At 32.6% G+C, this 23,428-nt stretch carries 20 protein-coding genes, 2 tRNA genes and 2 pseudogenes; 12 read left to right on the forward strand and 12 right to left on the reverse strand.

Annotated features, from left to right (window positions below; translation table 11 throughout):
• Window positions 1-19: 19 nt before the first annotated feature.
• Both dnaB and NGI30_RS10420 read left to right on the forward strand, forming a co-directional pair.
• A complete protein-coding gene (gene dnaB, locus NGI30_RS10415; protein WP_251521655.1) occupies window positions 20-1,417 on the forward strand; it encodes a replicative DNA helicase in 1,398 nt (465 codons plus the stop codon).
• A gap of 287 nt (window positions 1,418-1,704) precedes the next feature.
• On the forward strand, window positions 1,705-2,988 hold the full coding sequence (locus NGI30_RS10420) for an adenylosuccinate synthase (protein ID WP_251521657.1): 1,284 nt from the start codon (window positions 1,705-1,707) through the stop codon (window positions 2,986-2,988).
• Window positions 2,989-3,052: 64 nt separating this feature from the next.
• Here the strand turns inward: NGI30_RS10420 and NGI30_RS10425 are convergent, their stop codons facing one another.
• Window positions 3,053-4,264: a macrolide family glycosyltransferase gene (locus NGI30_RS10425; RefSeq protein ID WP_251943762.1), complete on the reverse strand. Its 1,212-nt coding sequence runs from the start codon at window positions 4,262-4,264 to the stop codon at window positions 3,053-3,055.
• Window positions 4,265-4,529: 265 nt separating this feature from the next.
• On the opposite strand from NGI30_RS10425, the gene NGI30_RS10430 reads away from it, so the two are divergent.
• The 8 genes from NGI30_RS10430 (at window position 4,530) to rlmH (ending at window position 11,941) form a co-directional block, all read left to right on the forward strand.
• Window positions 4,530-4,604: transfer RNA gene (locus NGI30_RS10430), tRNA-Glu, on the forward strand.
• A gap of 5 nt (window positions 4,605-4,609) precedes the next feature.
• A tRNA-Asp gene (locus NGI30_RS10435) sits at window positions 4,610-4,682 on the forward strand.
• 449 nt (window positions 4,683-5,131) lie between these two features.
• Window positions 5,132-5,833 (forward strand): response regulator YycF, encoded by a 702-nt coding sequence (gene yycF / locus NGI30_RS10440; protein WP_251521661.1) that lies wholly within the window; start codon window positions 5,132-5,134, stop codon window positions 5,831-5,833.
• Between the two features lie 12 nt (window positions 5,834-5,845).
• Window positions 5,846-7,678, forward strand: coding sequence for a cell wall metabolism sensor histidine kinase WalK (gene walK, locus NGI30_RS10445; RefSeq protein ID WP_251521663.1), 1,833 nt, complete (start codon window positions 5,846-5,848; stop codon window positions 7,676-7,678).
• The gene (locus NGI30_RS10450) at window positions 7,668-9,008 is read left to right on the forward strand and encodes a YycH family regulatory protein (RefSeq protein WP_251521673.1); all 1,341 of its coding nucleotides are present in this window, start codon (window positions 7,668-7,670) and stop codon (window positions 9,006-9,008) included. The genes walK and NGI30_RS10450 overlap by 11 nt, the downstream gene beginning before the upstream one ends.
• Window positions 9,009-9,794: a two-component system regulatory protein YycI gene (locus tag NGI30_RS10455; RefSeq protein ID WP_251521676.1), complete on the forward strand. Its 786-nt coding sequence runs from the start codon at window positions 9,009-9,011 to the stop codon at window positions 9,792-9,794.
• A 372-nt stretch (window positions 9,795-10,166) separates the two neighbouring features.
• On the forward strand, window positions 10,167-10,967 hold the full coding sequence (locus NGI30_RS10460; RefSeq protein ID WP_251943763.1) for an MBL fold metallo-hydrolase: 801 nt from the start codon (window positions 10,167-10,169) through the stop codon (window positions 10,965-10,967).
• Window positions 10,968-11,461: 494 nt separating this feature from the next.
• A complete protein-coding gene (rlmH, locus tag NGI30_RS10465; protein ID WP_251943766.1) occupies window positions 11,462-11,941 on the forward strand; it encodes a 23S rRNA (pseudouridine(1915)-N(3))-methyltransferase RlmH in 480 nt (159 codons plus the stop codon).
• Window positions 11,942-12,137: 196 nt separating this feature from the next.
• On the opposite strand, the gene NGI30_RS10470 is transcribed toward rlmH, so the two are convergent.
• From NGI30_RS10470 to NGI30_RS10475, 3 genes and pseudogenes are all read right to left on the reverse strand, one after another.
• A complete protein-coding gene (locus tag NGI30_RS10470; RefSeq protein WP_251943768.1) occupies window positions 12,138-13,106 on the reverse strand; it encodes a hypothetical protein in 969 nt (322 codons plus the stop codon).
• 413 nt (window positions 13,107-13,519) lie between these two features.
• A pseudogene (locus tag NGI30_RS11465) lies at window positions 13,520-13,678 on the reverse strand (DNA methyltransferase); the annotation flags it as partial.
• 72 nt (window positions 13,679-13,750) lie between these two features.
• Complete coding sequence (locus NGI30_RS10475; RefSeq protein ID WP_251943771.1) at window positions 13,751-14,815, reverse strand: DNA methyltransferase; 1,065 nt, start codon at window positions 14,813-14,815, stop codon at window positions 13,751-13,753.
• An 80-nt stretch (window positions 14,816-14,895) separates the two neighbouring features.
• Between NGI30_RS10475 and NGI30_RS10480 the strand changes: the two genes are divergently transcribed.
• Together NGI30_RS10480 and NGI30_RS10485 are read left to right on the forward strand one after the other, a co-directional pair.
• Window positions 14,896-15,987, forward strand: coding sequence for a hypothetical protein (locus tag NGI30_RS10480; protein WP_251943774.1), 1,092 nt, complete (start codon window positions 14,896-14,898; stop codon window positions 15,985-15,987).
• A gap of 6 nt (window positions 15,988-15,993) precedes the next feature.
• On the forward strand, window positions 15,994-17,028 hold the full coding sequence (locus tag NGI30_RS10485) for a hypothetical protein (RefSeq protein WP_251943775.1): 1,035 nt from the start codon (window positions 15,994-15,996) through the stop codon (window positions 17,026-17,028).
• A gap of 145 nt (window positions 17,029-17,173) precedes the next feature.
• On the opposite strand, the pseudogene NGI30_RS10490 reads toward NGI30_RS10485, so the two are convergent.
• The 8 genes and pseudogenes from NGI30_RS10490 to NGI30_RS10525 all read right to left on the reverse strand — a co-directional run bounded on the left by NGI30_RS10490 (window position 17,174) and on the right by NGI30_RS10525 (window position 23,391).
• Window positions 17,174-17,667 (reverse strand): annotated as a pseudogene (locus NGI30_RS10490) (DUF1643 domain-containing protein).
• Window positions 17,668-17,954: 287 nt separating this feature from the next.
• Entirely contained in the window at window positions 17,955-18,176 is a 222-nt protein-coding gene (locus NGI30_RS10495) for a hypothetical protein (protein ID WP_251943778.1), read from the reverse strand.
• A 14-nt stretch (window positions 18,177-18,190) separates the two neighbouring features.
• Window positions 18,191-18,694, reverse strand: a complete 504-nt coding sequence (locus tag NGI30_RS10500) for a DUF1643 domain-containing protein (RefSeq protein WP_251943785.1) — start codon at window positions 18,692-18,694, stop codon at window positions 18,191-18,193.
• A gap of 15 nt (window positions 18,695-18,709) precedes the next feature.
• Window positions 18,710-19,021 carry a DUF960 family protein gene (locus NGI30_RS10505; RefSeq protein ID WP_251943788.1) on the reverse strand — a complete coding sequence of 104 codons (312 nt, stop codon included), beginning with the start codon at window positions 19,019-19,021 and terminating at the stop codon, window positions 18,710-18,712.
• Between the two features lie 86 nt (window positions 19,022-19,107).
• Window positions 19,108-19,458: an SAUGI family uracil-DNA glycosylase inhibitor gene (locus tag NGI30_RS10510; protein WP_145430538.1), complete on the reverse strand. Its 351-nt coding sequence runs from the start codon at window positions 19,456-19,458 to the stop codon at window positions 19,108-19,110.
• Between the two features lie 471 nt (window positions 19,459-19,929).
• Window positions 19,930-21,555 (reverse strand): cassette chromosome recombinase CcrB, encoded by a 1,626-nt coding sequence (ccrB, locus tag NGI30_RS10515; protein WP_251943791.1) that lies wholly within the window; start codon window positions 21,553-21,555, stop codon window positions 19,930-19,932.
• Window positions 21,556-21,574: 19 nt separating this feature from the next.
• Window positions 21,575-22,924: a cassette chromosome recombinase CcrA gene (gene ccrA, locus NGI30_RS10520; protein ID WP_251943794.1), complete on the reverse strand. Its 1,350-nt coding sequence runs from the start codon at window positions 22,922-22,924 to the stop codon at window positions 21,575-21,577.
• Between the two features lie 191 nt (window positions 22,925-23,115).
• Entirely contained in the window at window positions 23,116-23,391 is a 276-nt protein-coding gene (locus NGI30_RS10525) for a recombinase family protein (RefSeq protein WP_044466491.1), read from the reverse strand.
• Window positions 23,392-23,428: the final 37 nt, after the last annotated feature.

The raw sequence follows: 23,428 nt of genomic DNA on the forward strand, positions 1-23,428 counted from the left end.
AATAAGAGGTGTAATCATTATGGATGGAATGTATGAACAAAACCAAATGCCTCATAATAACGAGGCAGAACAATCTGTCTTAGGTGCCATTATTTTAGATCCAGAATTGATTAACTCGACTCAGGAAGTATTGCTTCCTGAGTCATTTTATAGAGGTGCGCATCAACACATCTTTAGATCGATGATGAACTTGAACGAAGATAATAAAGATATTGACGTCGTCACAATCATGGATCAATTGTCACAAGAAGGTAGATTGAATGAAGCGGGTGGACCTCAGTATCTTGCAGAATTAGCGAACAACGTGCCAACAACTCGAAATGTACAGTTCTATACAGATATCGTAGTTAAACACGCAATTAAACGTAAAGTGATTCAAGCGGCTGATAGTATTGCGAATGATGGTTATAACGATGAACTCGATCTTGATACGATTCTTAACGATGCCGAACGTCGTATATTAGAACTCTCATCTAGTCGTGAAAGTGATGGATTTAAAGACATTCGAGATGTACTCGGAGACGTATATGAAAACGCAGAATTATTAGACCAAAATAGTGGCCAGACCCCGGGGATTCCGACTGGCTATCGTGATTTAGATCAGATGACTGCAGGTTTTAACCGTAATGATTTAATCATTTTAGCGGCGCGACCATCAGTAGGTAAGACTGCCTTCGCTCTTAATATTGCGCAAAAAGTTGCTACACATGAAGACCAATTTACAGTTGGTATATTTTCACTTGAGATGGGTGCAGATCAGTTAGCTACACGTATGATTTGTAGTTCAGGAAACGTGGACTCTAATAGATTAAGAACTGGTATGATGACAGAAGAAGACTGGAATCGATTTACTATCGCAGTCGGTAAATTATCACGTACAAAAATCTTTATTGATGATACACCTGGTATTCGTATAACAGACATCCGTTCTAAATGTCGTCGTTTAAAGCAAGAACACGGATTAGACATGATTGTGATTGACTATTTACAATTAATTGCAGGAAGTGGCTCACGCTTTTCAGATAACCGTCAACAAGAAGTTTCTGAAATATCACGTACTTTAAAAGCAATCGCCCGAGAAATTGAATGTCCTGTTATCGCATTAAGTCAGTTATCCCGTGGCGTAGAACAACGTCAAGACAAACGTCCGATGATGAGTGATATTCGTGAATCAGGTTCGATAGAGCAAGATGCAGATATCGTAGCTTTCTTATACCGTGATGATTATTATAATCGCGGTGAAGAAGATGAAGACGATGACGACACAAACTTCGAACCCCAAACGAATGATGAAAATGGCGATATAGAAATCATTATTGCAAAACAACGTAACGGTCCGACAGGAACTGTAAAACTACATTTCATGAAACAATACAACAAATTTACAGATATAGATTATGCTCATGCAGATATGTAAAAATGGTATAACAAATTTTTCCGTACGATATTAACAATTTTAGTTTTATCGTACGGTTTTTATTTCTGAATGAACGACATATTATAAAGTAAAGTATGTATCACGTTTATTTATGAATGATTTTAAAAACATTGATATTAATGAGTTTAGTAAGATTCAATGATATGCTATAGATAGAGGTCATTTTGATAATTTATAAAAATATAATGTTCGAATTTTGTTTGCAATATACTTGTGGTATTGATAAAATACGAAATGGTTAATTGAGAAAACTTGGAGGTGCTCATATGTCATCAATCGTAGTTGTTGGGACACAATGGGGAGATGAAGGTAAAGGTAAGATTACAGACTTTTTAGCAGAACAAGCTGACGTGATTGCACGTTTTTCAGGCGGTAATAACGCAGGACATACAATTAAATTTGGTGGAGAAACTTATAAATTACATTTAGTACCATCAGGTATTTTTTACAAAGAAAAACTAGCAGTCATTGGTAACGGCGTTGTAGTCGATCCAGTTGCATTGCTAAAAGAATTAGATGGTTTAAATGAAAGAGGTATCTCTACAGATAATTTACGTATTTCAAACCGTGCGCAAGTTATTTTACCTTATCATCTCAAACAAGATGAATATGAAGAAGAACGCCGTGGAGACAATAAAATCGGCACAACTAAAAAAGGTATCGGTCCAGCTTATGTAGATAAAGCTCAACGTATCGGTATCCGTATTGCTGATTTATTAGATAAAGAAACATTTGAACAATTATTAAAACAAAATATTGAATATAAATCAGCTTACTTCAAAGGCATGTTTGATAAAGACTGCCCATCATTTGATGAAATTTTTGAAGAATATTATGCAGCTGGTCAGCGTTTAGCACCATTTGTTACAGATACTGCGAAAGTGCTAGACGACGCATTAATCGATGAAGAAAAGGTATTATTCGAAGGTGCCCAAGGGGTAATGTTAGATATTGACCATGGTACATACCCGTTCGTCACATCAAGTAACCCAGTTGCAGGTAACGTAACAGTCGGTGGCGGTGTAGGTCCTACATCAGTATCTAAAGTTATTGGTGTTTGTAAAGCTTACACATCTCGTGTAGGAGATGGCCCATTCCCAACAGAACTCTTTGATGATGACGGTCATCATATTCGTGAAGTCGGCCGTGAATACGGTACAACTACAGGTCGTCCGCGTCGTGTAGGTTGGTTTGACTCAGTAGTGTTACGTCATTCATGCAGAGCCAGTGGTATTACAGATTTATCTATCAACTCAATCGACGTACTGACTGGTTTAGATAATGTTAAAATCTGTACTGCTTATGAAATTGATGGAAAAGAAATTACAGAGTATCCAGCAAACCTTAAAGATTTAGAACGCAGTAAACCAATCTTTGAAACATTACCAGGTTGGACTGAAGATGTAACACAATGCCGTTCATTAGAAGAATTACCATTGAATGCACGTAAGTATCTAGAACGTATTTCAGAATTATGTAATGTAGATATTTCAATCTTCTCTGTCGGCCCAGACCGTAATCAAACAAATTTACTTAAATCATTATGGTAAACACTAAATAAAAGACCTTGTAGCTAGACCAATTCAGGTTTAGACTACAAGGTTTTTTCTTATATTAAGACTTACAATGTGCATCGCGGAAAGCAATTACACGATCCGCTGCTAATTCAAATCCAGGTTTCTGTTGTTGTTTGTTATCTATAATCTTACTTATATTACGCTTATATTCGTCTTGTTTGTCTAACATTGTCTTTACCGCTTCCTTTATATCGGTAGGTGTGACTGCTTCAGAATTTAACTGAATACCTAAGTTTAAATTTTCAATTTGTTGAGCCACAACAGGTTGATCTGCACTCTGTTGCATTGCAATCATCGGAACCCCTGATAAAATAGCTTCGTTTGTACTATTCATCCCTGCATGTGTAATAAATAGAGAAGTATGTTCTAATACTTCCATTTGAGGCACATAAGACTTTAGGATAAAGTTATTAGGTATTTTATCAAAATCTTCAAGTTGTTTATCCTCGCCTACAGAAGTGACTACAGTGATATTTAAATCTTTAAGCGCTTGAATACATTTATTGAAAAAACCAATATTTTTGTTAAATACTGTGCCGAGCGAAATATAAATTAATGGTTTCGAAGTATCTAAATTTTGTACAAATTCTGACGGTTGTGGTTTCTTAACAGACGGACCTGCAAAGTAATATCTATCTGAATCGAACAGTTCTTTGTTAATTTGGAAGTTCTCCATAACATAAGACAAGTTTAAATCACCGGGGTTATGCATAACTTCAAACCGATTAGGCACACGAACGTCATATTTAGTTTCAACTGCTTCTTTTAATTTATTGAAATTTTTATCTGCTTGTTTTAATTCATCTTCAGAAAGTATCTCTGCAAATTTATTTAATAGAAAGTCAAAGGTTTGTTTAGTATGTGCAAACGAAGTAACTGACGCAATAGTAGGTATGTTTAACTTTTGAGAAATAATATTGCCACAACCGAACATTGAATCATAGATTAAATAATCATACTGTTCATCTTGAATTTCTTCTAAAATTTGCGGAACAATGTGGTCTACGGTATTTAACAGTCCATTAATAACATTGTACAAATTATTTGGCTTAAATGTTGTGAATGCTTCTATGATAGGTTGCGTAGGAAGCGTTCGAACTTCCATATCAATATGATTGAACTTATCTTTGTATTGATCACTTGCATAATACACAATCTCTTCTCCGCGTTCGACTAATGCTTTACATAAAGCGATGGTTGGGTTGAGATGTCCTGTTGAACCAGGATTAACGAATAATATTTTAGACAACTGTTTAACCTCCTATTATGTATGTCCATTCATGCTATCAAACAACGATTAATATAAAAAATATTTAAATGCTTATTGCATCGTTGAATTGTTAAAAGAAAGGTTCATTTTATTGACTTAACATTTATCTTTTTTAATAATTTTAACCATTTTCAAAAGTTTACTTACTTTGTACAACAAAAGAGGAAAAATATACTAAAAACATTAAAAAAAGAGCTTGTCATCGATATAGAGAGTTGATATAATTTATTTTGTGCTTAAGAGAGGCTCCTTGGTCAAGCGGTTAAGACACCGCCCTTTCACGGCGGTAACACGGGTTCGAGTCCCGTAGGAGTCACCATCTTAGGTCCCGTAGTGTAGCGGTTAACACGCCTGCCTGTCACGCAGGAGATCGCGGGTTCGATTCCCGTCGGGACCGTATTGCCCATCCAAGAGGATGGGCATTTTTTATGCGAGAAAATAGCGTGATCTTGTTAAGAATCTGAGACTCAAATAGATAGCTCAGATTTTTTGTTAATTAGGCAGTAGACGTCGCGCTTATATTAAGCTCTACCAATCATCGTTATCATTGCAGGGGTGGGACAATGAAATCTCTATTAGAAAATGCGATTTCTGTCCTACTCTTTTTATTTTGCCGAAAAAGAGTATATTATTTATACTAAAAAGAACTCTATCATCACTTATTATTAAAAGACATATCAAATAAGTTACGATATGATAATAGAAGTGATATTATAATATAATCCAGTATTATAACTTTTTATTTACAAAGATAGAATTAGGCATGTATAAATGGTAAATTATAGGATAAGGGAACATGTAGATTCTTAAATGAAAAGTAAGATAATGAAGAAATGAGGTTTAATAATGGCTAGAAAAATTGTTGTAGTCGATGATGAAAAACCAATTGCTGATATTTTAGAATTCAACCTGAAAAAAGAAGGTTATGAAGTATTTTGTGCATATGATGGAAATGATGCTGTAGATTTAATTTACGATGAAGAACCAGACATCGTATTATTAGACATCATGTTACCAGGTCGTGATGGTATGGAAGTATGTCGCGAAGTACGTAAAAAATTCGAAATGCCGATTATCATGTTAACAGCAAAAGACTCTGAAATTGATAAAGTGTTAGGTTTAGAATTAGGTGCAGATGATTACGTAACGAAACCATTTAGTACACGTGAACTTATTGCACGTGTGAAAGCAAACTTACGTCGTCATTATTCACAACCAGCCCAAGAGGTTGAAGAAGGTACAAACGAAATTATTATTAAAGATATTGTGATTTATCCTGATGCTTATTCAATTAAAAAGCGTGGCGAAGAAATAGAATTAACACATAGAGAATTTGAATTGTTCCATTATTTATCAAAACATATGGGGCAAGTAATGACACGTGAACATTTATTACAAACTGTTTGGGGTTATGATTATTTTGGTGATGTACGTACAGTAGATGTAACAATTAGACGGTTACGTGAAAAAATTGAAGACGATCCTTCACATCCTGAATATATTGTGACACGACGCGGTGTCGGATATTTTTTACAACAGCATGATTAGAGGCTATTTTCGATGAAATGGCTTAAGCAACTTCAATCTTTACACACGAAACTCGTTATCGTCTACGTGTTACTGATTATTATCGGTATGCAAATTATCGGTTCTTACTTTACCAATAAACTTGAAGAAGAATTAACTTCAACTTTTAAGAGTAATATTCAACAATATGCGAAGCAGATAGAGATTAATATTGAAAAAACGTACGATAAGAAAAAGCAAGGTAACACTCAAAAAGCAGTACAAAACTTATTAAGTGAATATGCCAACAGACAAGAAATTGAAGAAATCCGGTTTGTGAATAATGACCAAATCATAATGGCAACTTCAAAGCAGGCTACACGTAGTTTAATTGGTCAAAAAACGAACGATAATTCAGTACAAAAATCATTATCTATAGGTGAGGCGAATAGTCACACTGTATTAAAAGATTACGGTAATGGTAAAAAACGTGTATGGATTTATAATTTACCGGTTAAAACTTCAAACAATAAAACAATTGGCGATATTTACATAGAAGCAGATATTAATAGTGTTTATAATCAATTGAGTGATATTAACCGAATCTTTATTGTAGGTACAGGTATTTCATTATTAATTACTGTAATATTAGGTTTCTTTATCGCAAGAACAATCACGAAACCTATTACTGATATGAGAAACCAAACTTCAGAGATGTCTAAAGGTAACTATACACAACGTGTGAAGATTTACGGAAACGATGAAATTGGTGAGCTCGCACTTGCCTTTAATAACCTATCTAAACGTGTTCAAGAAGCACAAGCGAATACTGAAAGTGAGAAACGTAGACTAGATTCCGTAATCACACACATGAGTGATGGTATTATCGCAACAGATAGACGAGGTCGTGTGCGTATCGTAAACGAAATGGCACTGACGATGATGGGTACTATTAAAGAAGAAATCGTTGGTAAACATATGTTGAAACTTCTTAAACTGGAAGATGATTTCTCTTTAGATGAAATACAAGAGAACAACGATAGCTTCCTGTTAGACATCAATGAGACGGAAGGCATTATTGCACGTGTTAATTTCAGTACAATCGTACAAGAAACAGGCTTCGTTACAGGTTATATTGCCGTGTTACACGATGTTACTGAGCAACAACAAGTTGAACGTGAACGTCGAGAATTCGTTGCCAACGTTTCACATGAGCTACGTACACCGCTTACATCTATGAATAGTTATATCGAAGCCTTAGAAGAAGGCGCTTGGAAAGATGAAAGCTTAGCCCCTAAATTCTTGTCCGTTACGAGAGAAGAAACTGTCCGCATGATTCGACTCGTGAATGATTTATTACAACTTTCTAAAATGGACAACGAATCTGAACAAATCACAAAAGAAATTGTCGATTTTAATCGCTTTATCAATAAAATTATCGATCGTCACGAAATGTCAGCGAAAGATACGACATTTGTACGAGAAATGCCAGAACAAGCCATCTTTACAGAAATTGATCCAGATAAGATGACACAAGTGTTTGATAACGTTATTACAAACGCGATGAAATATTCTCGTGGTGATAAACGTGTTGAGTTTCACGTGAAACAAAACGCATTATATAATCGTATGACGATACGCGTGAAAGATAATGGTATCGGTATCCCGATTAATAAAGTAGAGAAGATTTTTGATCGCTTCTACCGTGTAGATAAAGCACGTACACGTAAAATGGGTGGTACTGGATTAGGTTTAGCGATTTCTAAAGAAATTGTAGAAGCACACAATGGTCGTATTTGGGCTAACAGTGTGGAAGGTCAAGGTACCTCAATCTTTATTACATTACCGATTGAGATAATAGAAGATGGTGATTGGGATGCGGAGTAAAGATTTTATTAAGTCAATCATCCTATTGCTATTAGTATTGATGAGTATCATATTGACGTATAAGACTTGGAACTTTTCACCGAATTTAACTACAGATATTAAAAGTGAAAACGATAGTGATAAAGAAACCAAAGCACGACACATTGGTAACCCTAAAGACCATGCAACAAATCAAGTCATCACTCCATATCAGATCGTTCATTCAAATAAGGACGAAACGAAAGGTTTAATTGCTACGCATGATAATATCGATGCAATCATTAAACCATTAAGAAATAAAACAGTACTTAAATCAGATCAAATGCATAGTAACCATAACCTCATTATTCCTGATTTAAGTAATGACTTTTTGGTACTTGATTTTTCATATGATATGCCATTATCAACATATTTAGGTAGGGTATTGAATATCAAAGCGAAAGTACCTAAAAACTTTAAATTTAATCGACTCTTAATTGATAATTACAACAACGGTAAAATAAAATTATACGCAATTAGTGAAGACCGACATGACGTCGTACGTATGAAAACAAACATCAAAGACCAACAAATTAATAACAAATTAAAAGAAAAGCATAAAGAAATGCAACCTTATACTGAAATCATCACAAATAAAGATTCAGTAGACAAAGCGACGCATATTTTTGCACCAAGCAAACTTAAAAACTTAAAAACATATCACACGATTTATAAAAATATTGGTGTTGAAAGTATGAATTCGATCCTCTTTGACGATTCTGTCGTTGTAAGAAGTTCCAACAGTGGTAACACAACTTACAACAATAATACAGGTGTTGCAAATTATAATGATAATAACCAGAAATATCGTTATACTAATTTAAAAGAGAATCAAGATCGAATAAAAAATATGAAGACGACCATCCCGAGTACAGTAGACTTTATTAATAAACATGGTGGATTTACTGATGATTTCCGTCTTTTCTCAACTGACAACAAAAAAGGTAATCTTACTTATCAAATGTTTATTAAAGGGCGACCAACATTTAGTAATGATAATTTGAATAGTATTGATATTTCATGGAGTGAAAGAGGCCTATTCAGTTACGCTCGTACACTCATCAAAGCGAACGTCACTATCGATAGTGGTGCCGATGACGTGAACTTACCAGGCGCTGAAAAAGTGCGTTCCGAATTAGCAAATAACCATGATATTGACTTTGAAAAGGTAACAGACATGACGATTGGTTATAAGATGGAAAGTCAATTAGATAGTGATAATGAAACGCAGAGTAACAGTGAGTTTAAACCAGAATGGTATGTCGAATATGATGGTAAATGGCGAGCATACAATGATGGGAGGCTAGAATAAATGAACTGGAAAAAGACGAAAACGTTATTAATCTTTGTATTTATTCTAGTGAACATCATGTTGGTCTTTACTTACATCGATAAAGTTAAAAAATCTAACATCAACGATATCGGTAAAGAAAATGCTGTAAACTTCCATCAAGAAGGCATTGAAATTCCTGATAAACTACCCAGCGTTAAAAACGTAAAAATGCAATTAGTCACTGCACGTTCATTTGATTTCACAAATTTTGCCAAATCTCATTCAGATGTTACACGTACAAAATCAGGAGAAGCAGCCAAAGGTAATCTTAGCGATGAGATTGATGTAGGAAATGATCAATACAGCGATTTAAAATCATACATCCAAAAGAATGTCTACAAAGGCGATGATTATGAACTCAGTAAGATTGACGATAATGAAGTCACTTTCGAACAAACTTATAATAATTATCCGATTATGGACAATGTCAAAGCACGTTTAAAGTTTAAGGTAGATAGCGATGGAAAGACTTCAAGTTATACTCAAACAGCGATGAAGTCTATCAAACCATCAAATGGTGCGAACAATGATAAAAAACAAGTAAACAGCGCTAAAAAAGCTATCGAACAATTATACTTTAACCGCTACTTGAAGCGGAATGATGAAGTCAGAAATGCGCGTCTTGGCTATTATACAGTAGTCGAAGAACCTAACGTACAAGTGCTTCAAGCCAATTGGGAAATCAAAGTCAATCATAAAGGTAAGATTACGACATATTACGTCGAAGCGGCATCAAATAACCCTAAGATTAATAAGAAAGATTAACCAATTGAATGTGCTTGGAGGGGTTTATCAGTCTATTACACATAAGCTGATAAACCTCTCTTATTTTTGTAGAATTTGAAAATGATGGGGGGTTAACGCAGTATTTAAAAATTGCAAACTGAGTTGGGTGAAATAATCCAATTTACAGTCATCAACGTGGAAAGTATGTTAAAATTAAATACTGTTAACGACAAACGTGTGAAATAAAACACACTATTTTAGATAAAAATAATTGAAATAATTTAAAAATATAGACTGAAGGTACAGTTACATCACACAAACGGAAGACTACCTTCGATAAAACGAACACCTTTACGCTAAGTGAAAAAGCTTGATTTAAAGGCGTTCTGGCGATGTTATAGATTAGAAAGGGTGAATCGCTTGATACAAATGAGTGTATTAGCAAGTGGTAGTACAGGTAACGCCACTTATGTAGAAAGTGATAAAGGCAGTTTACTAGTAGATGTTGGTTTAACAGGGAAAAAAATGGAAGAACTGTTTGGCCAAATCGACAAACAAATCAAAGAATTAAATGGGATTCTCGTTACGCACGAACACTCAGACCATATTAAAGGTTTAGGAGTGCTGGCACGAAAATATGGACTGCCTATTTATGCGAATGAGAAAACATGGACAGCGATTGAAAAGAAAGATAACAAAATTCCAATCGATCAGAAATTTATCTTTAATCCATATGAAACGCATTCCATTGCAGGATTTGATGTTGAATCATTTAACGTTTCACACGACGCAATAGATCCACAATTTTACATTTTCCATAACAATTATAAGAAGTTTACGATGATTACCGATACAGGTTACGTTTCAGATCGAATGAAAGGAATGATCCAAGGCAGCGATGCCTTTATCTTTGAAAGTAACCACGACGTCGATATGTTACGCATGTGCAGATACCCTTGGAAGACGAAACAACGTATACTAAGCGACGTTGGACACGTATCTAATGAAGATGCGGGACATGCAATGGCTGACGTAATTACAGGTAACACAAAACGTATTTATCTTTCTCATCTATCACAAGACAACAATATGAAAGATTTAGCACGTATGAGCGTCGGTCAAGTACTTAATGAACGCGATATTGATACCGAAAGAGAAATTTTGTTATGCGATACAGACAAAGCACAAGCGACACCAATATATACACTTTAAATGAGTTGGATAATTAAAATAATTTATTTCATGAAGCTGGGACAAAAATAGTTGTCTCAGCTTCTTTGTGAATTAGTGGGACTACGAAATCTCTATTAGAAAATTCGATTTCTGTCCTATTCTTTTTTGATAGTTAAAGTTTATGCATAGAATTATAAATATAAGCTTATAAGATGGTAAGACGGACTCGAATGTGAATATAAGTTTAACGTAATTAAACTATAATTGTGAATAAGTATGTATATTGGGCGTAAGTTATCCACTAAGTTGTTCATAGTTATCCCAAACTGTGCACAATACACAAGGAAATGCCCACATTATACACAGAGTTATCCACAGAAACACAAGTTATACACCTTTTTTTGTGTATAATATCCATTTATTGTTCATAAAAGTACTGCATAATTGGTATAATAGAGAAAAGTACTGTTAATAAGTTGATAACCTGTGGATAAGTCAACGAATTTATCCACTTTGATACATAGGAGGTCACAATGAAAATTACAATCCTTTCAGTAGGCAAACTTAAAGAGAAATACTGGAAACAAGCCATTGCAGAATATGAAAAACGCTTAGGCGCATACTCTAAAATAGAAATCATCGAAGTTCCAGATGAAAAATCCCCAGAAAACATGAGTGACAAAGAAGTAGAACAAGTAAAAGAAAAAGAAGGCCAGCGATTACTCGCTAAAATCAAACCACAATCTACAGTCATCACTTTAGAAATCAAAGGCAACATGCCCACTTCAGAAGGACTTGCTAAAGAATTAGAAGGAAGAATGACACGCGGCCAAAGCGACTTCACATTTATCATTGGAGGCTCAAATGGCTTGCATCAAGACGTCTTAAATCGTAGTAACTACGCACTTTCATTCAGCAAAATGACCTTCCCACACCAAATGATGCGCGTCGTCTTAATCGAACAAATCTATCGTGCATTTAAGATTATGAGGGGAGAAGCGTATCATAAATGATGCGGTTTTTTCAGCCGCTTTATAAAGGGATTTTGAACGTATCGGAACGTATGAGGTTTATGAGAATTGCTATTATGTTTTTGCGAAGCATATCACAAGTGATGCGGTTTTTAAAAGAGTACTTATGTTTGCTTGAAGTATAACACGGTATAATAAAAAACAAGCAGTGTAAAATTACTTATCACTGCTTGCTTTTTTACAGAATTTTAACCAAATCGTTAACTATGGTATTAAAATCTTTTATAGTGAATGATTCTTTTAACGTATAACCTTCATTTTCAAAGTAATTAGAAATTAATAATGAAACTGTTAAATCATAAATGATTTGAGGTGTAATAATTTCATTTTTTTCTTTTAAAAAATTGATTACTGTAGTAACAATATTCCTTAAAGAATCTTCAAAGAGATTGCTATTGGTCTTGTTTGTAACGTTAGTCTTAACTTTCATGAAAGTTAAATATATATCAGTTTTCGGGGAAAACTTAGACCAACTTTTATTGAATGAATTACCCAAAGTGTCATGAATTTTGATATCAACTAAATTAAAATTATTGCTTTTAAATATTTCTATTATATCTTTCCACACTGAAAATTCTTTATTTTGAAAGCAAAGTGTGAAATGTCCATTTAACTTTAATTGTTTTGAAATATTAGTTATCGAGAGTTCAAATAAATGTTTGAATTCTTCTTTTCCTTTATTTTGTTTTGGATTAATTATAACCTCTTTATTTATATCCACCTCTTCATTAATCCAAGAATTCCACATATAGGATAACTCAGAGTATTGTATAGCATCTCCATATGGTGGGTCGGTAAATATATAATCAACTTCATTAGGTAAATTGACGTCTTCTGCAGCTATTTTATTTAATGTAAATTTCCCAATACTATTTTTGCTTGAAATCATATTTGCTATTTCTTCTTTTGCTTTTAATAAAATTTTAAATCGATCCTCGAATCGAAACCATACATTCTCTTCAATGTAATCATCTGGAATCCAATAATTATTAACGCCTAAAGGGCGAATGTTTATTCCTTTTAATATACTGGAATGTAAAACAGTATTAGTAAAAGCAACTAAAAAGAAATCTTTAATTTTAGGAGGTAGCTTATTAATTTCGTTTAAAATTAGGGATAGAGAAGTTAAGTTTCTAGATGTGTACATATCAGTTACTTTTGAAATCCCTTTATATGAAAAACGATCTTTGTAAAATTTTTTTGGGAATTTTATATTAGGTACCCATTTGATATCATTTTCTAAAATTTTTGTATCAGGATAAGAAAGGTTGTACTCATTTCTTGTTATAATAACATTTTTTTCACATGATTTTTTATTACAAGTTGGACAATAAAGTCTAGCAGGAAAATCATTCTCGAATTTTGGACCAATACCGATGAATTTTATAGATAAGTTATTATTACAACAATCGCAAGTTGTATTAACTTTATAATAATCATTTATTTTATTTTTTAATTTAGTGATATGTTGACAGTAACTTTCGCGAATTTCATTTAAATCGAAATTGTTATCTAATGTTACATTTGAAATAAGTAACGATATGGGATTAATATCGCTACCTACAAAATTTCTTTGTTCAAGATGGATTCTAATCCAACAATCCCACTACCACAAAATGGATCTAGAATGGTCTCACCCTTTTCACTATAAGTAGAGATATAATTTTGTACAATGTTGCTTGGCTTTCTTGACCAGTATTTATGGATTTTATTATAGCTATTTTTTGGCTGGTTAAAGTTTTTTCATTTATGATATTTTCATAAAGGTATTCTAATTTCTTTTTCATATTATTATTCCTTTCTCAAGATCAAACAGTAATGGTGTAAAATGTTACTCGCCCAAGAATATGGGTAGCCATAAGGAGATAAAGCAATTTTATCTTGTATCCAAATTTTTTCATCTTTTAAAACATAAGTAGATGAGAGTTTGCTTGCTAAATCCCAAGCGATTGGATAAAGTTTGCCTTCTTTTTTTACATTTTTAATAATAATAGTTATATATGCGCCATCTACTAAAAAATCATACATATCTTCATAAATTTTAGTTAAATCATTTAAAAATTGATTATAATCGTCAATATTACCTAAATCTATTGGATTATTAGAATAATTATAATCTAGGTTTTTATCTATCCGATTTTTTTTAAATCCATCCGTACTTCTATTTAATACGTCCCAATAAGGTGGTGAAGATATAGAATAATTAAATTTAGGCAAATTTAGATTTTTAAGATTACGGCTATCATCGTTAAAAATATTGTCTTTAAATTCAGGTAATCTTTTTTTAATCATGTTGAAGTATTTTTCGTTTAATTCAATACCATAACCTACTCTGTTTGTTCTTTTTGCTGCTTCTAGAGTACTACCTATGCCCGAAAAAGGGTCAAACACTTTGTCGTTTTCTTTTGTGAAAAATTTAATAAAATCTTCTATCATGGTAGGTGAAAATGTTGCTGGGTGTGAATCTGAATCTCCCATTAACTCTTTTTCTTCTTTTAAATCTGATTTTAGTGCATTAAATATAAACCAGCTACAAGTGAATTTAGTCCATTCTTTTCCTGTTAAATGATTAAGTTTATTTTTTAAAGAATAAGCGCCGTTTTCAGGATTTATAATAAGTGAATGTGCTTTTTCAACATCCCCTTTAGGATGGTAAAGTTTTACGTCTTTAAAATTTAGTTTAAATACTGATGGGATGTCTGTATATTTTTTTTCAATCTCATTTAGCTTTTGTTTAGCTAACGCGTTTAAATTAGTATCTAAAACAGGAACTATTTCCTTTTTTTTATTTTTGTAATAAAAATAGTAACTATCTCCAGTTAAATCTAGTGAAGATTGATAAATATTATTTTTCATAATAACAATATACTCCTTTTAATGTATAATATTAGATAGTGTTTACTTTATATTTTAGAATTGGAGGGTAGGTCTTTATAATGGAAATTGATAGAATCTCATTTTTTAATATATTTAAAAATAATTTTAGTTTTAAAATTACGGATACTGTTATTGGAAAAGCTGTGAAAATGGATTCATACAATGCGTTCTTATATTCTATTGTAACTGGATCAGTTTATTTTGATAATATACATTATCCATACACTCCTAAAGGTTTGACGAAAATATTCAATGATTGTAAAGATTATAAAATAATCAGTGGTTTATTTGATGAACAACTTATTGTAAATTCTCCTTATTTATTAAGTAAACAAAAAAGCTTTTTGTTTTCTGGTGATAAGTATATTATACCGATTGAATTTCAAGATGAAGACGAGTATTTTAAACAATTAAAAGAATTGAAATATTTAATTGAAAAGTCAAAAATGTGTACTACAGACTTTATTTTTCAAAGAATTGAAAAATATAAAAAAGGTAATGGAATGGAACCATTTATGGAATATATAGCGTCTATGAAATTCAAGGAAGATGGTTATATTGTTGAAAATCAGACACCACTAACATATAACTTAGGATCACCAGATTTTATAGCGTGGCAATCACCATCTTTGCTACAAAAAAAAGGTTTGTTTATAGTAGAATTAATGATGTTACGTATTTATCCTCAAAAAATAAAAGAAGTATATGAAAAAATGAATACTAATATAAATAGTATAACAGTAGGAGAAGTTAAAACATCAACAACGAATATGAATAAGCAAATTGCTAAGTACTTAAGTTCAGAGATATTTGATTTTGCCTTTGAAATACATCCTTATAAAAAAGAGGCTGGTTTTAATAATGGTCTCTTGACGTTTAATAGTGATGAAATGTACATAATGCAAAATAACCCTGATAGTGCTCAGAATACAAATATAATAAATAAAAAAGCTTATTTATCCTGGCTTGAAAACTATTTTAAAATCCATATATTAGCTAATTTTACAAATTTCGAAATAAATTTACTGTCTAAAAAATACTTAAATAAACAAGTATACTCCCAAGAAGATATTATATCATTAGTTAAGATAGTCAATAAAGATGACTTATTTTTTATGTTGGTGAATAATTTACTTAAGGAAGAAGAGTGATAGTTAATGGCGTTATCTAGTGATGAAATTATAAAAAGAGAGATTGTTGATAAAGTAGGGTTTGATTTTAAAAATATTGAGCCAAGGATATTTCAAGAAAGTAGCAACTATGATCAAAAACCTTTTACAAAAGGTGGTTTAACATTCGGCTATGATAATATTCAATACGGTTCATGTGATGCAGCATGGTATATTCCTGATAAACAATTTGAAGATAATTTAACAAAAGAAACGTATAATAATTTTCCTGTAGTAGCCTTAGAAGGTACTGATGCACTTCGAAGAGGTAGTAGTGGTAATGCGCAGTATCAAAGGTTTCATCATGCGCTTGGTGCAGTGAAAAATGGAATAATTGGGATATATTACCTAAAAAAAGGGAATGATACAGTTCAACCTGATCTTTATGGTATGGCTTATAATGCAAGCCAGATTGAAAAGGGAACCTATATTATTACACAAGATTTAAGTGTTGTAAAAAAAATATTGAATTTAATAGATAAATATGGAGTCCAGTCGAAGCATCTTGAAGATTATTTGAATGTAATTTTAGAGGAAATGAAACGTATTTATAAGAGTTCGTTCGAAACAAAGTATAAAAATGATTGGAATAATTTTGCTAAGAAAAGATCTACTATATTTAAAAATAATGATGTTGTTATAAAGTATGCTGGTAGGAATATTCGAAATTTTACCGAGTCATCTCAGAGAGCGGGTCATATAGCTGTTGGAGAAATGTTTTTAACTAAATACTTTTTCCCTGATAAAAAAATATTTTACTTTTTCCCAAGAATGACTAGTGATGATATTATATATTTAAATGAGTCAAAGAAAACTGATAAGGAATGGACAATTATAAATAACGAAAAAAATGTTATCGTCAAGACCATGGTTGATGTTGTAGGTTTACCTGAAGAGTTAAAATCTAACTTAATGCATGTGAGAATGGAACCTTTGAAAAATGAATATAATAAAATATATAAAAGTACTATAAAAGAGTTAGTGAAATTAATTAATGAAGATAAAGTAATTTTTAAACAGTAATAGTTATCATTTGTATATCTAATTAGGTTATGTTTTTACTAATTGAATGTATATTTGAATTATACGGAAAGTTAATGGGTGTGAATTCAAATAATTTCAATTTTAGAGTGTGCTCGTTTGTTTCTTATTAAAATAAACCTTTAGCTCATCTACATATCTGTTTATTTCTTACTTTTGGATTGAGTGGATGCATGACTTCATTGGTTGCTGGATTTATAAGTCGTTTCACTTTCTTCTTATGCGTTTTTAGCATCTTTATTACTTCATTGACACGTGCTTCAATAACAATTTTTTTAGCGTAAGCGCCCCAAGATAATATCAGTGTCATCTGACTCTTTCACTGCCTTAATAATTTGAATATCTGTATGCTTATCATAGGCATTTTCTAAATATTTGGGATTGATAGGCATTTTAATATTAGCATATACATTTATAAAATGTACTGAACCAATTCATACTTTCCTGAAACTGTGATCATATTGAGTAGACAATCATAAGGAGAATAAAATGCGGATACTTAGTAATGAACGTAATCGTTTGTTATTTATTATCCCACCTTATGTTTTTAAGTAGAAAGCGATGTTGTTCATGTGTAACTGACAGTTTATTAGACTCTTCTTGTAGTCTAATAATATGCAGGTAATCTGTTTGAAGTTGGTTATTCTGTTCTTTTAACATGTTTCAAAGTAAGATTTGAAGATCGAGGAGGAATTTTTAATAATACTTTTTGTAGTGTATCGATTAAGTTTCATATTAATCTCCTTCTTATAGGATTAAAGTTAAAATGATCGTAGCTGCTAGATAATCATTTAAAAAATGACTGTAGAACAAGTAGAACTTATGGCTAGTAATTAGTAAAAAACAAACTAATGGAGCATCCCTCACTGTAAAGTGAAGGATGTTTTAGTTTTATTAGAATATAGTTTTCACTTTGATAGATAGTGGTTAATAATTTTTTGCAAATCGTTATTAAGTACTGTTGTTATAGAGTCATCATTCATAAAATCATCATAGATTTTATCAAGTATTTCTTCATCTTCAATTGCTGTGAAATGATATACTAGCCCTTTTACTATTGATACATAATTATATTTTGCTAAGAAGTTAGTAACCGTTCGCCAATCTGATTGTGTGGTTTCATAGTTCATAGATAATCCTCCTTTTATTTCAATGTCCATTTTTGACGTGCTTTAGGGTTGAGTGGATGCATAATTTCATTTGTTGCTGGGTTTATGAGCTTTTTAACTTTCTTTTTATGAGGCTTTAACATTTCCATCACTTGTTCGACACGTTCGACAACAACTGGTCGCTTCGCATAAGCACCATAAGCTAAAATTACTGTGTCACTTTCACTTATCGCTTTCATCAAGTGAATGTTTGTGTGCACATCGTATGGCTCTTTGACATGTTTAAGGTTTTCTGGTGTTTTAATATTTGAAAATAGATTCACAAGATAGACAGAACCATATTGTTCAGAATTAGCTAATTGGTTAAGAATAAGAACTGTAGTAAGATCGAGTGATAATACGCCATCTAAATGAGGGTACATCGTTATTACTGTACAGGCGGGTTTCTTTTCATCCCATGTTTTCTTGAGTAAATAGCGGTGTTTTTCATCCTTGCTAAATATAGCTTCTGTGTGTATTGTATTTTTGATTGTATTCATATATAATCACTTCCTTTAGTATTCTTCTGGTAAAAGCATCACATAATAAAAAACGTCTACATCATCTTCACGAATGACGTAGACTTTCTTAGGTAATGCATTTTGATTTTTCATATAGTTTGTATAGTGATATTCCAATTTGTACGTGGGTTGTTCTTGTTCATGTGTGATTGAGAGTATATTCTCATCTTCTTGCAGTTTAAAAACGTGTAGGTAATCTGTATGAGGTTGATTGTCCCGTTCTTTTACCATGTTCCAAAGTAAGATTTGAAGCTCTAGAGATAAGTGTTCACTAATGCCTCTTGTGATATATCGATTGATTTGCATACTATTGTCCTCCATTTTGCTTTTCTTTCATGATGTCAATCACTTCGTTAATGACTATAACAGATATTTGTGCCACTTTGATCCAATTATTCATGGTCATTCCCTCCTTCTCTTAGTAAATGACGTTCATCAATAATTGTATTTTTAGTATCTGTGAGGTATAGAAAGTCCATATCAAAATGATCTAGATAACCAATACTGATGAGTTGATTATTAGCATACATTAGAAATGGATAGATACTTAGCTCATGTAGCTCATCATTATAGTAGGTATAAGTTTCAAGTGTAAGATGCGCAAGTGGAGTATGTTCTACAAAACGAGTAGGAAGTATATTTTCTGCTGCTTCCTCCAGTGCTTCACATTCCCATGTTTCATTGTTAGATAGTTGGAATAGACGAGTTATATATTGTTTGAGTTCTTGGGTGATTGTTTCCATATCATTGCCTCCTAGATAGTGTGATAGTGATGTAATTCATATACATCATTTTGATAATATAAGTTTGAAATACCATTTGTTTCGCTTAGAAATCCCACCGAAATATAGAAAGTATCCCAATCGAAAGTCGTCACAATTGTTGGTATGACAAGGAAATCCCGTTATCCCGCTCATTTCTCAGGAAATATAGCTATATATTTATATATGATTTGGATTTGTAGATGTCAGTACGACTTACTTTTTCTTTTTATATTATTTATTTATAAATAATAATGGGATTTCGGGATTACGCTTGCGTAATCCTTCTGTCACTTGAAGTTATCCAATCCCATTGCTATCCCGTTCATATTTTATTTTGGGATGTTCTTTCGTCATACAATATAAGCTTCACATTGAGCTGTGACTTGTTAGTATGTTGAAAAGGTTTGTTAGATGGGTGTTATTGAATGACGAAAGGACAGTACATAGATATTAGATTTGAAAGTAGAGTGTTTGAGGCAAAAACAAAGACGAAGTGCTGAGGAGCACTTCGTCGAGTGGGGTATCATTGAAAAGTTGTTTAATAATTTCATTATTAAGTTTTAGTGTAACGTAGAATTGCTTTTTATGATTCTCATCTTTACGAATGTCAATACGGTCAATAACCGTTAGGTACAAAGCTTTGAGCTGTGATTTATCCATGGATTCTATATTTTGAAATATTCGTTGTAATAGGGCAGCGATTTGTTTCGTATCATAAGATGGTTTCTCTTGATTTTGTTGGTGCTTGAGTTGATTCATTTGATTTGTAATGTCATTGAGTTGTGTTTCATATTGATGAATGGTTGGTTTGAGTGCAGATGTTAAGTCTGGATTGTCTTCGATGGTTTGAATTAGATTTTTTAGTTTAGTGTTTATTTCATCAAATTGTTGCTGCTTATATGCGATATCATGGTTAAGTGCAGCCATATCAATTTGACTATCTTGATTAACACGTTCGACAACTTGTTTGAGAACTTTATCGCTTTTGACAATTTCAAGTATTTGATCCATAACGTATTTCTCAATCACCTCAGCTCTAACACTATTCGCAGAACATACTTTTGAGCCTTTGTTTCGAAAATTACTACAAGAATAATAGCGTATTCGTTTCTTGGTACCATCTTTCAATGTGTTCGTTGTGTTACTAGCTGCCATTGGTGCACCACATTGTGGGCAGTGAATAATACCCGTTAATAGATTGGTTCCTTTACCATGCACTTGTGGTTTTTCACTTACTTGTTTTTTACGTGCTTGTACTTTATCCCATAAGTCTTTGCCAATAATAGGAGCGTGCTTACCTTCAGCGATTACTGGCTTATCATTCAAGCCTTTACGTCGTTTATCATTCCAATCTTTGTATTTTGCGAATTGAATTTTACCAATATAGAATGGATTTGAGAGAATATAAGTAACAGCTGAAATACTAAATGGATTACCTTTCTTAGTGACATAACCTTTATGATTGAGTGCATTGGTTATTTTACGATAACCATGACCTTTGGCATAAGATTCAAAGATATATTTAACGATGTTAGCTTCATGTTGATTAATCATTAATTCTTTTTTATTATCAGGTATGTTATTATATCCTAAAGGAAGATTGCCCTGATAATAGCCCTCTAAAGCTCTTTGATGTTTCCCGGTGTAAATATTCTCTAAAATTGTATTTCTTTCAAATTCAGAAAAACTTGCAAGTATCTGAAGCATTAACTTGCCTGTTGAATTTTTGACTTCCATGCGTTCAGACAAGCTAAAAAATTCAACATTTTGGCGATGAAGTTCTTCGACGATTGTAAGTAAATCGGAAGTATTACGTGCCAAACGATTTGTTTTATAAACCATAACACAGTCTAATTTTCCATTTTTAGCATCATTTAACATGCGCTGTAATTCAGGACGGTTCATAGATTTTCCTGATATACCTCGATCTGCATATATATCAACAAGTTCATAGCCATTAAATTGGCAATATTGCTCTATTTGTGTAATTTGTCCCTCGATGCTATAACCCTCTACTTGTCTCTCTGTGGACACGCGAATGTACGCTCCGATTCTCTTCTTCTTCATTTCATTCATATTTTTTCATCCTTTCTGATTAAGCAATCGATGATTGCGTTTTTTGATTGACGATGTTTAAGGGCTCGTTTTTGAAATAGATACCCGTAAGTGTTTTATTTTTGGTAATATGAATTTCATCAATGTAAGGGTACAATATGTTTAATGTGAAACGTTGTTGCATGACATTTTGTAAAGCCTTTTGAATTTGATGCGTATGGATTGATGTTATAGGTTTTGACTGTTGTTGAAATGATTGCGTTTGTTCTCTGAATGTATCTGCATCAATTTTGCCTTGGGCTAATTTTTCTATCAGTTGTTCTTGCGTGACTGTACTTTTAGCTTCTATGTCTTTTTGTTTTTTGAGTCGTTGTTGAATTGTATGGTTGATTTTCGAATGCAGATGTTGATTTTGAAAGAAGTCTTGACATGTAGATAAGACACTCGCTTCTAATGGTTGTGCGTTGATGCCCTTGAATTCACAGACAAAACGAGATGCATTCAAATTTTGAGGACAGACATAATAACGTAATGTATGATGCTTTTTTCTAATGGTCATATTTGTGAGTGTTGAGCTACAACACGGACATTTGATTTTTTGTTTGAGTTGATTAGCTGATGATGTCCGTTTGAGTTGCTTTTGTGAACGTATGGCTTGAGCTTGTTCATATATATTAGTCGAAACAATAGAAGGGAACATGTTGTCATATTGTCCGTATTGATTAATGACTCGACCACAATAATTAGAGTTCATGATAATATTACGTACTTGATAGGGTTTACGATTGATAAATTTCTCATTAGCTTCTAAGTATTGCGCAATTTTTTTATAGCCATATCCTTGAAGATAGTAACTGAATACAGCTTTTACTGTTGGTGCTTCTGACTTGTTTATTGTGAATGTCCCATTATGATAGTTATAGCCAAAGGGTGCATGGGTCGTGATGAGTTTACCTTGTTTTGCTTTTTCTTTGATTCCATTTTTGACTTGTTCGCCTATATTATCAGATTCTAGTTCGGCCAAGCTGATGAAAATATTGAGTTTGAGCCGATCGAATGCTTTATCCATATCGAAGTAGCCATCATGAACGCTTAAGATATGAACATGATACTTTTGACACAATTTCATGAGTTTTAATGCATTTTTTAGGTTACGGTGAAGTCGATTCAGACGATAGCAACATAATACGTTACATTGTCCTTGTTGAATCAGTTCAGTAACTTGTTGGTAACCATTTCGCTTATCAGTGCGTCCTGATTGCTTATCGCTATAAAAGGTAATGTGTTGAATACTGTGTTTTTCGGCTAGTGCTTTGATGGTCTGTTTCTGTGCTGCTAGAGATTGTTGTTTGAGTGTACTTTGACGTAAGTAACCAATTGCTTGTTTCATCTTATTTCCTCCTTCCAAAGTGATAATATATATTTATGAACGAATTTATAGATAAGCCCAACACCTGGCTGGTGTTGGGCGTTATTATTAGTCATCAGCGTGATTAATTTCTTCAATCACTAAATCAGCAAGTAATGTGATTAATTCGTCCATATTCTTCCTCCCAATTGACTTTGATAGTAGTAAAAGTGTTATACCAACTTTGGAAATATTGTAATGAATTCAATTTTTCGCTTTGAGCAGATTTGCTCCAACTCAGGATAATCTTCATAAATGCCCCAAAAGACGATACGTTTAGGTTTGACGTGCTTCAGTTTAATATCATTTATTAATTGGTTATCGTCGTTATAATCTTTTGTGATTTTATAACCATGTTCTTTACAATATGCTTTTACAGTATCAATTGGTTCGTCTAAGTAGACTTCTCTTTCATCTGTAATATTATGTGCTAATGCAACTACATTCATAGTTAATACCTCCGGTTGATTTAATGAGCTACAACGC

Origin of the sequence: Staphylococcus sp. Marseille-Q5304, assembly GCF_943737015.1 — a bacterium.
Taxonomy (GTDB): domain Bacteria; phylum Bacillota; class Bacilli; order Staphylococcales; family Staphylococcaceae; genus Staphylococcus; species Staphylococcus hsinchuensis.

Excerpts from the sequence above, each read along its gene's own strand:
- dnaB (WP_251521655.1), top strand. The coding sequence starts at position 20 with ATGGATGGAATGTATGAACAAAACCAAATGCCTCATAATAACGAGGCA.
- NGI30_RS10420 (WP_251521657.1), top strand. The coding sequence starts at position 1,705 with ATGTCATCAATCGTAGTTGTTGGGACACAATGGGGAGATGAAGGTAAA.
- yycF (WP_251521661.1), top strand. The coding sequence starts at position 5,132 with ATGGCTAGAAAAATTGTTGTAGTCGATGATGAAAAACCAATTGCTGAT.
- walK (WP_251521663.1), top strand. The coding sequence starts at position 5,846 with ATGAAATGGCTTAAGCAACTTCAATCTTTACACACGAAACTCGTTATC.
- NGI30_RS10450 (WP_251521673.1), top strand. The coding sequence starts at position 7,668 with ATGCGGAGTAAAGATTTTATTAAGTCAATCATCCTATTGCTATTAGTA.
- NGI30_RS10455 (WP_251521676.1), top strand. The coding sequence starts at position 9,009 with ATGAACTGGAAAAAGACGAAAACGTTATTAATCTTTGTATTTATTCTA.
- rlmH (WP_251943766.1), top strand. The coding sequence starts at position 11,462 with ATGAAAATTACAATCCTTTCAGTAGGCAAACTTAAAGAGAAATACTGG.
- NGI30_RS10470 (WP_251943768.1), bottom strand. The coding sequence starts at position 13,106 with ATGTACACATCTAGAAACTTAACTTCTCTATCCCTAATTTTAAACGAA.
- NGI30_RS10475 (WP_251943771.1), bottom strand. The coding sequence starts at position 14,815 with ATGAAAAATAATATTTATCAATCTTCACTAGATTTAACTGGAGATAGT.
- NGI30_RS10480 (WP_251943774.1), top strand. The coding sequence starts at position 14,896 with ATGGAAATTGATAGAATCTCATTTTTTAATATATTTAAAAATAATTTT.
- NGI30_RS10485 (WP_251943775.1), top strand. The coding sequence starts at position 15,994 with ATGGCGTTATCTAGTGATGAAATTATAAAAAGAGAGATTGTTGATAAA.
- NGI30_RS10495 (WP_251943778.1), bottom strand. The coding sequence starts at position 18,176 with ATGAACTATGAAACCACACAATCAGATTGGCGAACGGTTACTAACTTC.
- NGI30_RS10500 (WP_251943785.1), bottom strand. The coding sequence starts at position 18,694 with ATGAATACAATCAAAAATACAATACACACAGAAGCTATATTTAGCAAG.
- NGI30_RS10505 (WP_251943788.1), bottom strand. The coding sequence starts at position 19,021 with ATGCAAATCAATCGATATATCACAAGAGGCATTAGTGAACACTTATCT.
- NGI30_RS10510 (WP_145430538.1), bottom strand. The coding sequence starts at position 19,458 with ATGGAAACAATCACCCAAGAACTCAAACAATATATAACTCGTCTATTC.
- ccrB (WP_251943791.1), bottom strand. The coding sequence starts at position 21,555 with ATGAATGAAATGAAGAAGAAGAGAATCGGAGCGTACATTCGCGTGTCC.
- ccrA (WP_251943794.1), bottom strand. The coding sequence starts at position 22,924 with ATGAAACAAGCAATTGGTTACTTACGTCAAAGTACACTCAAACAACAA.
- NGI30_RS10525 (WP_044466491.1), bottom strand. The coding sequence starts at position 23,391 with ATGAATGTAGTTGCATTAGCACATAATATTACAGATGAAAGAGAAGTC.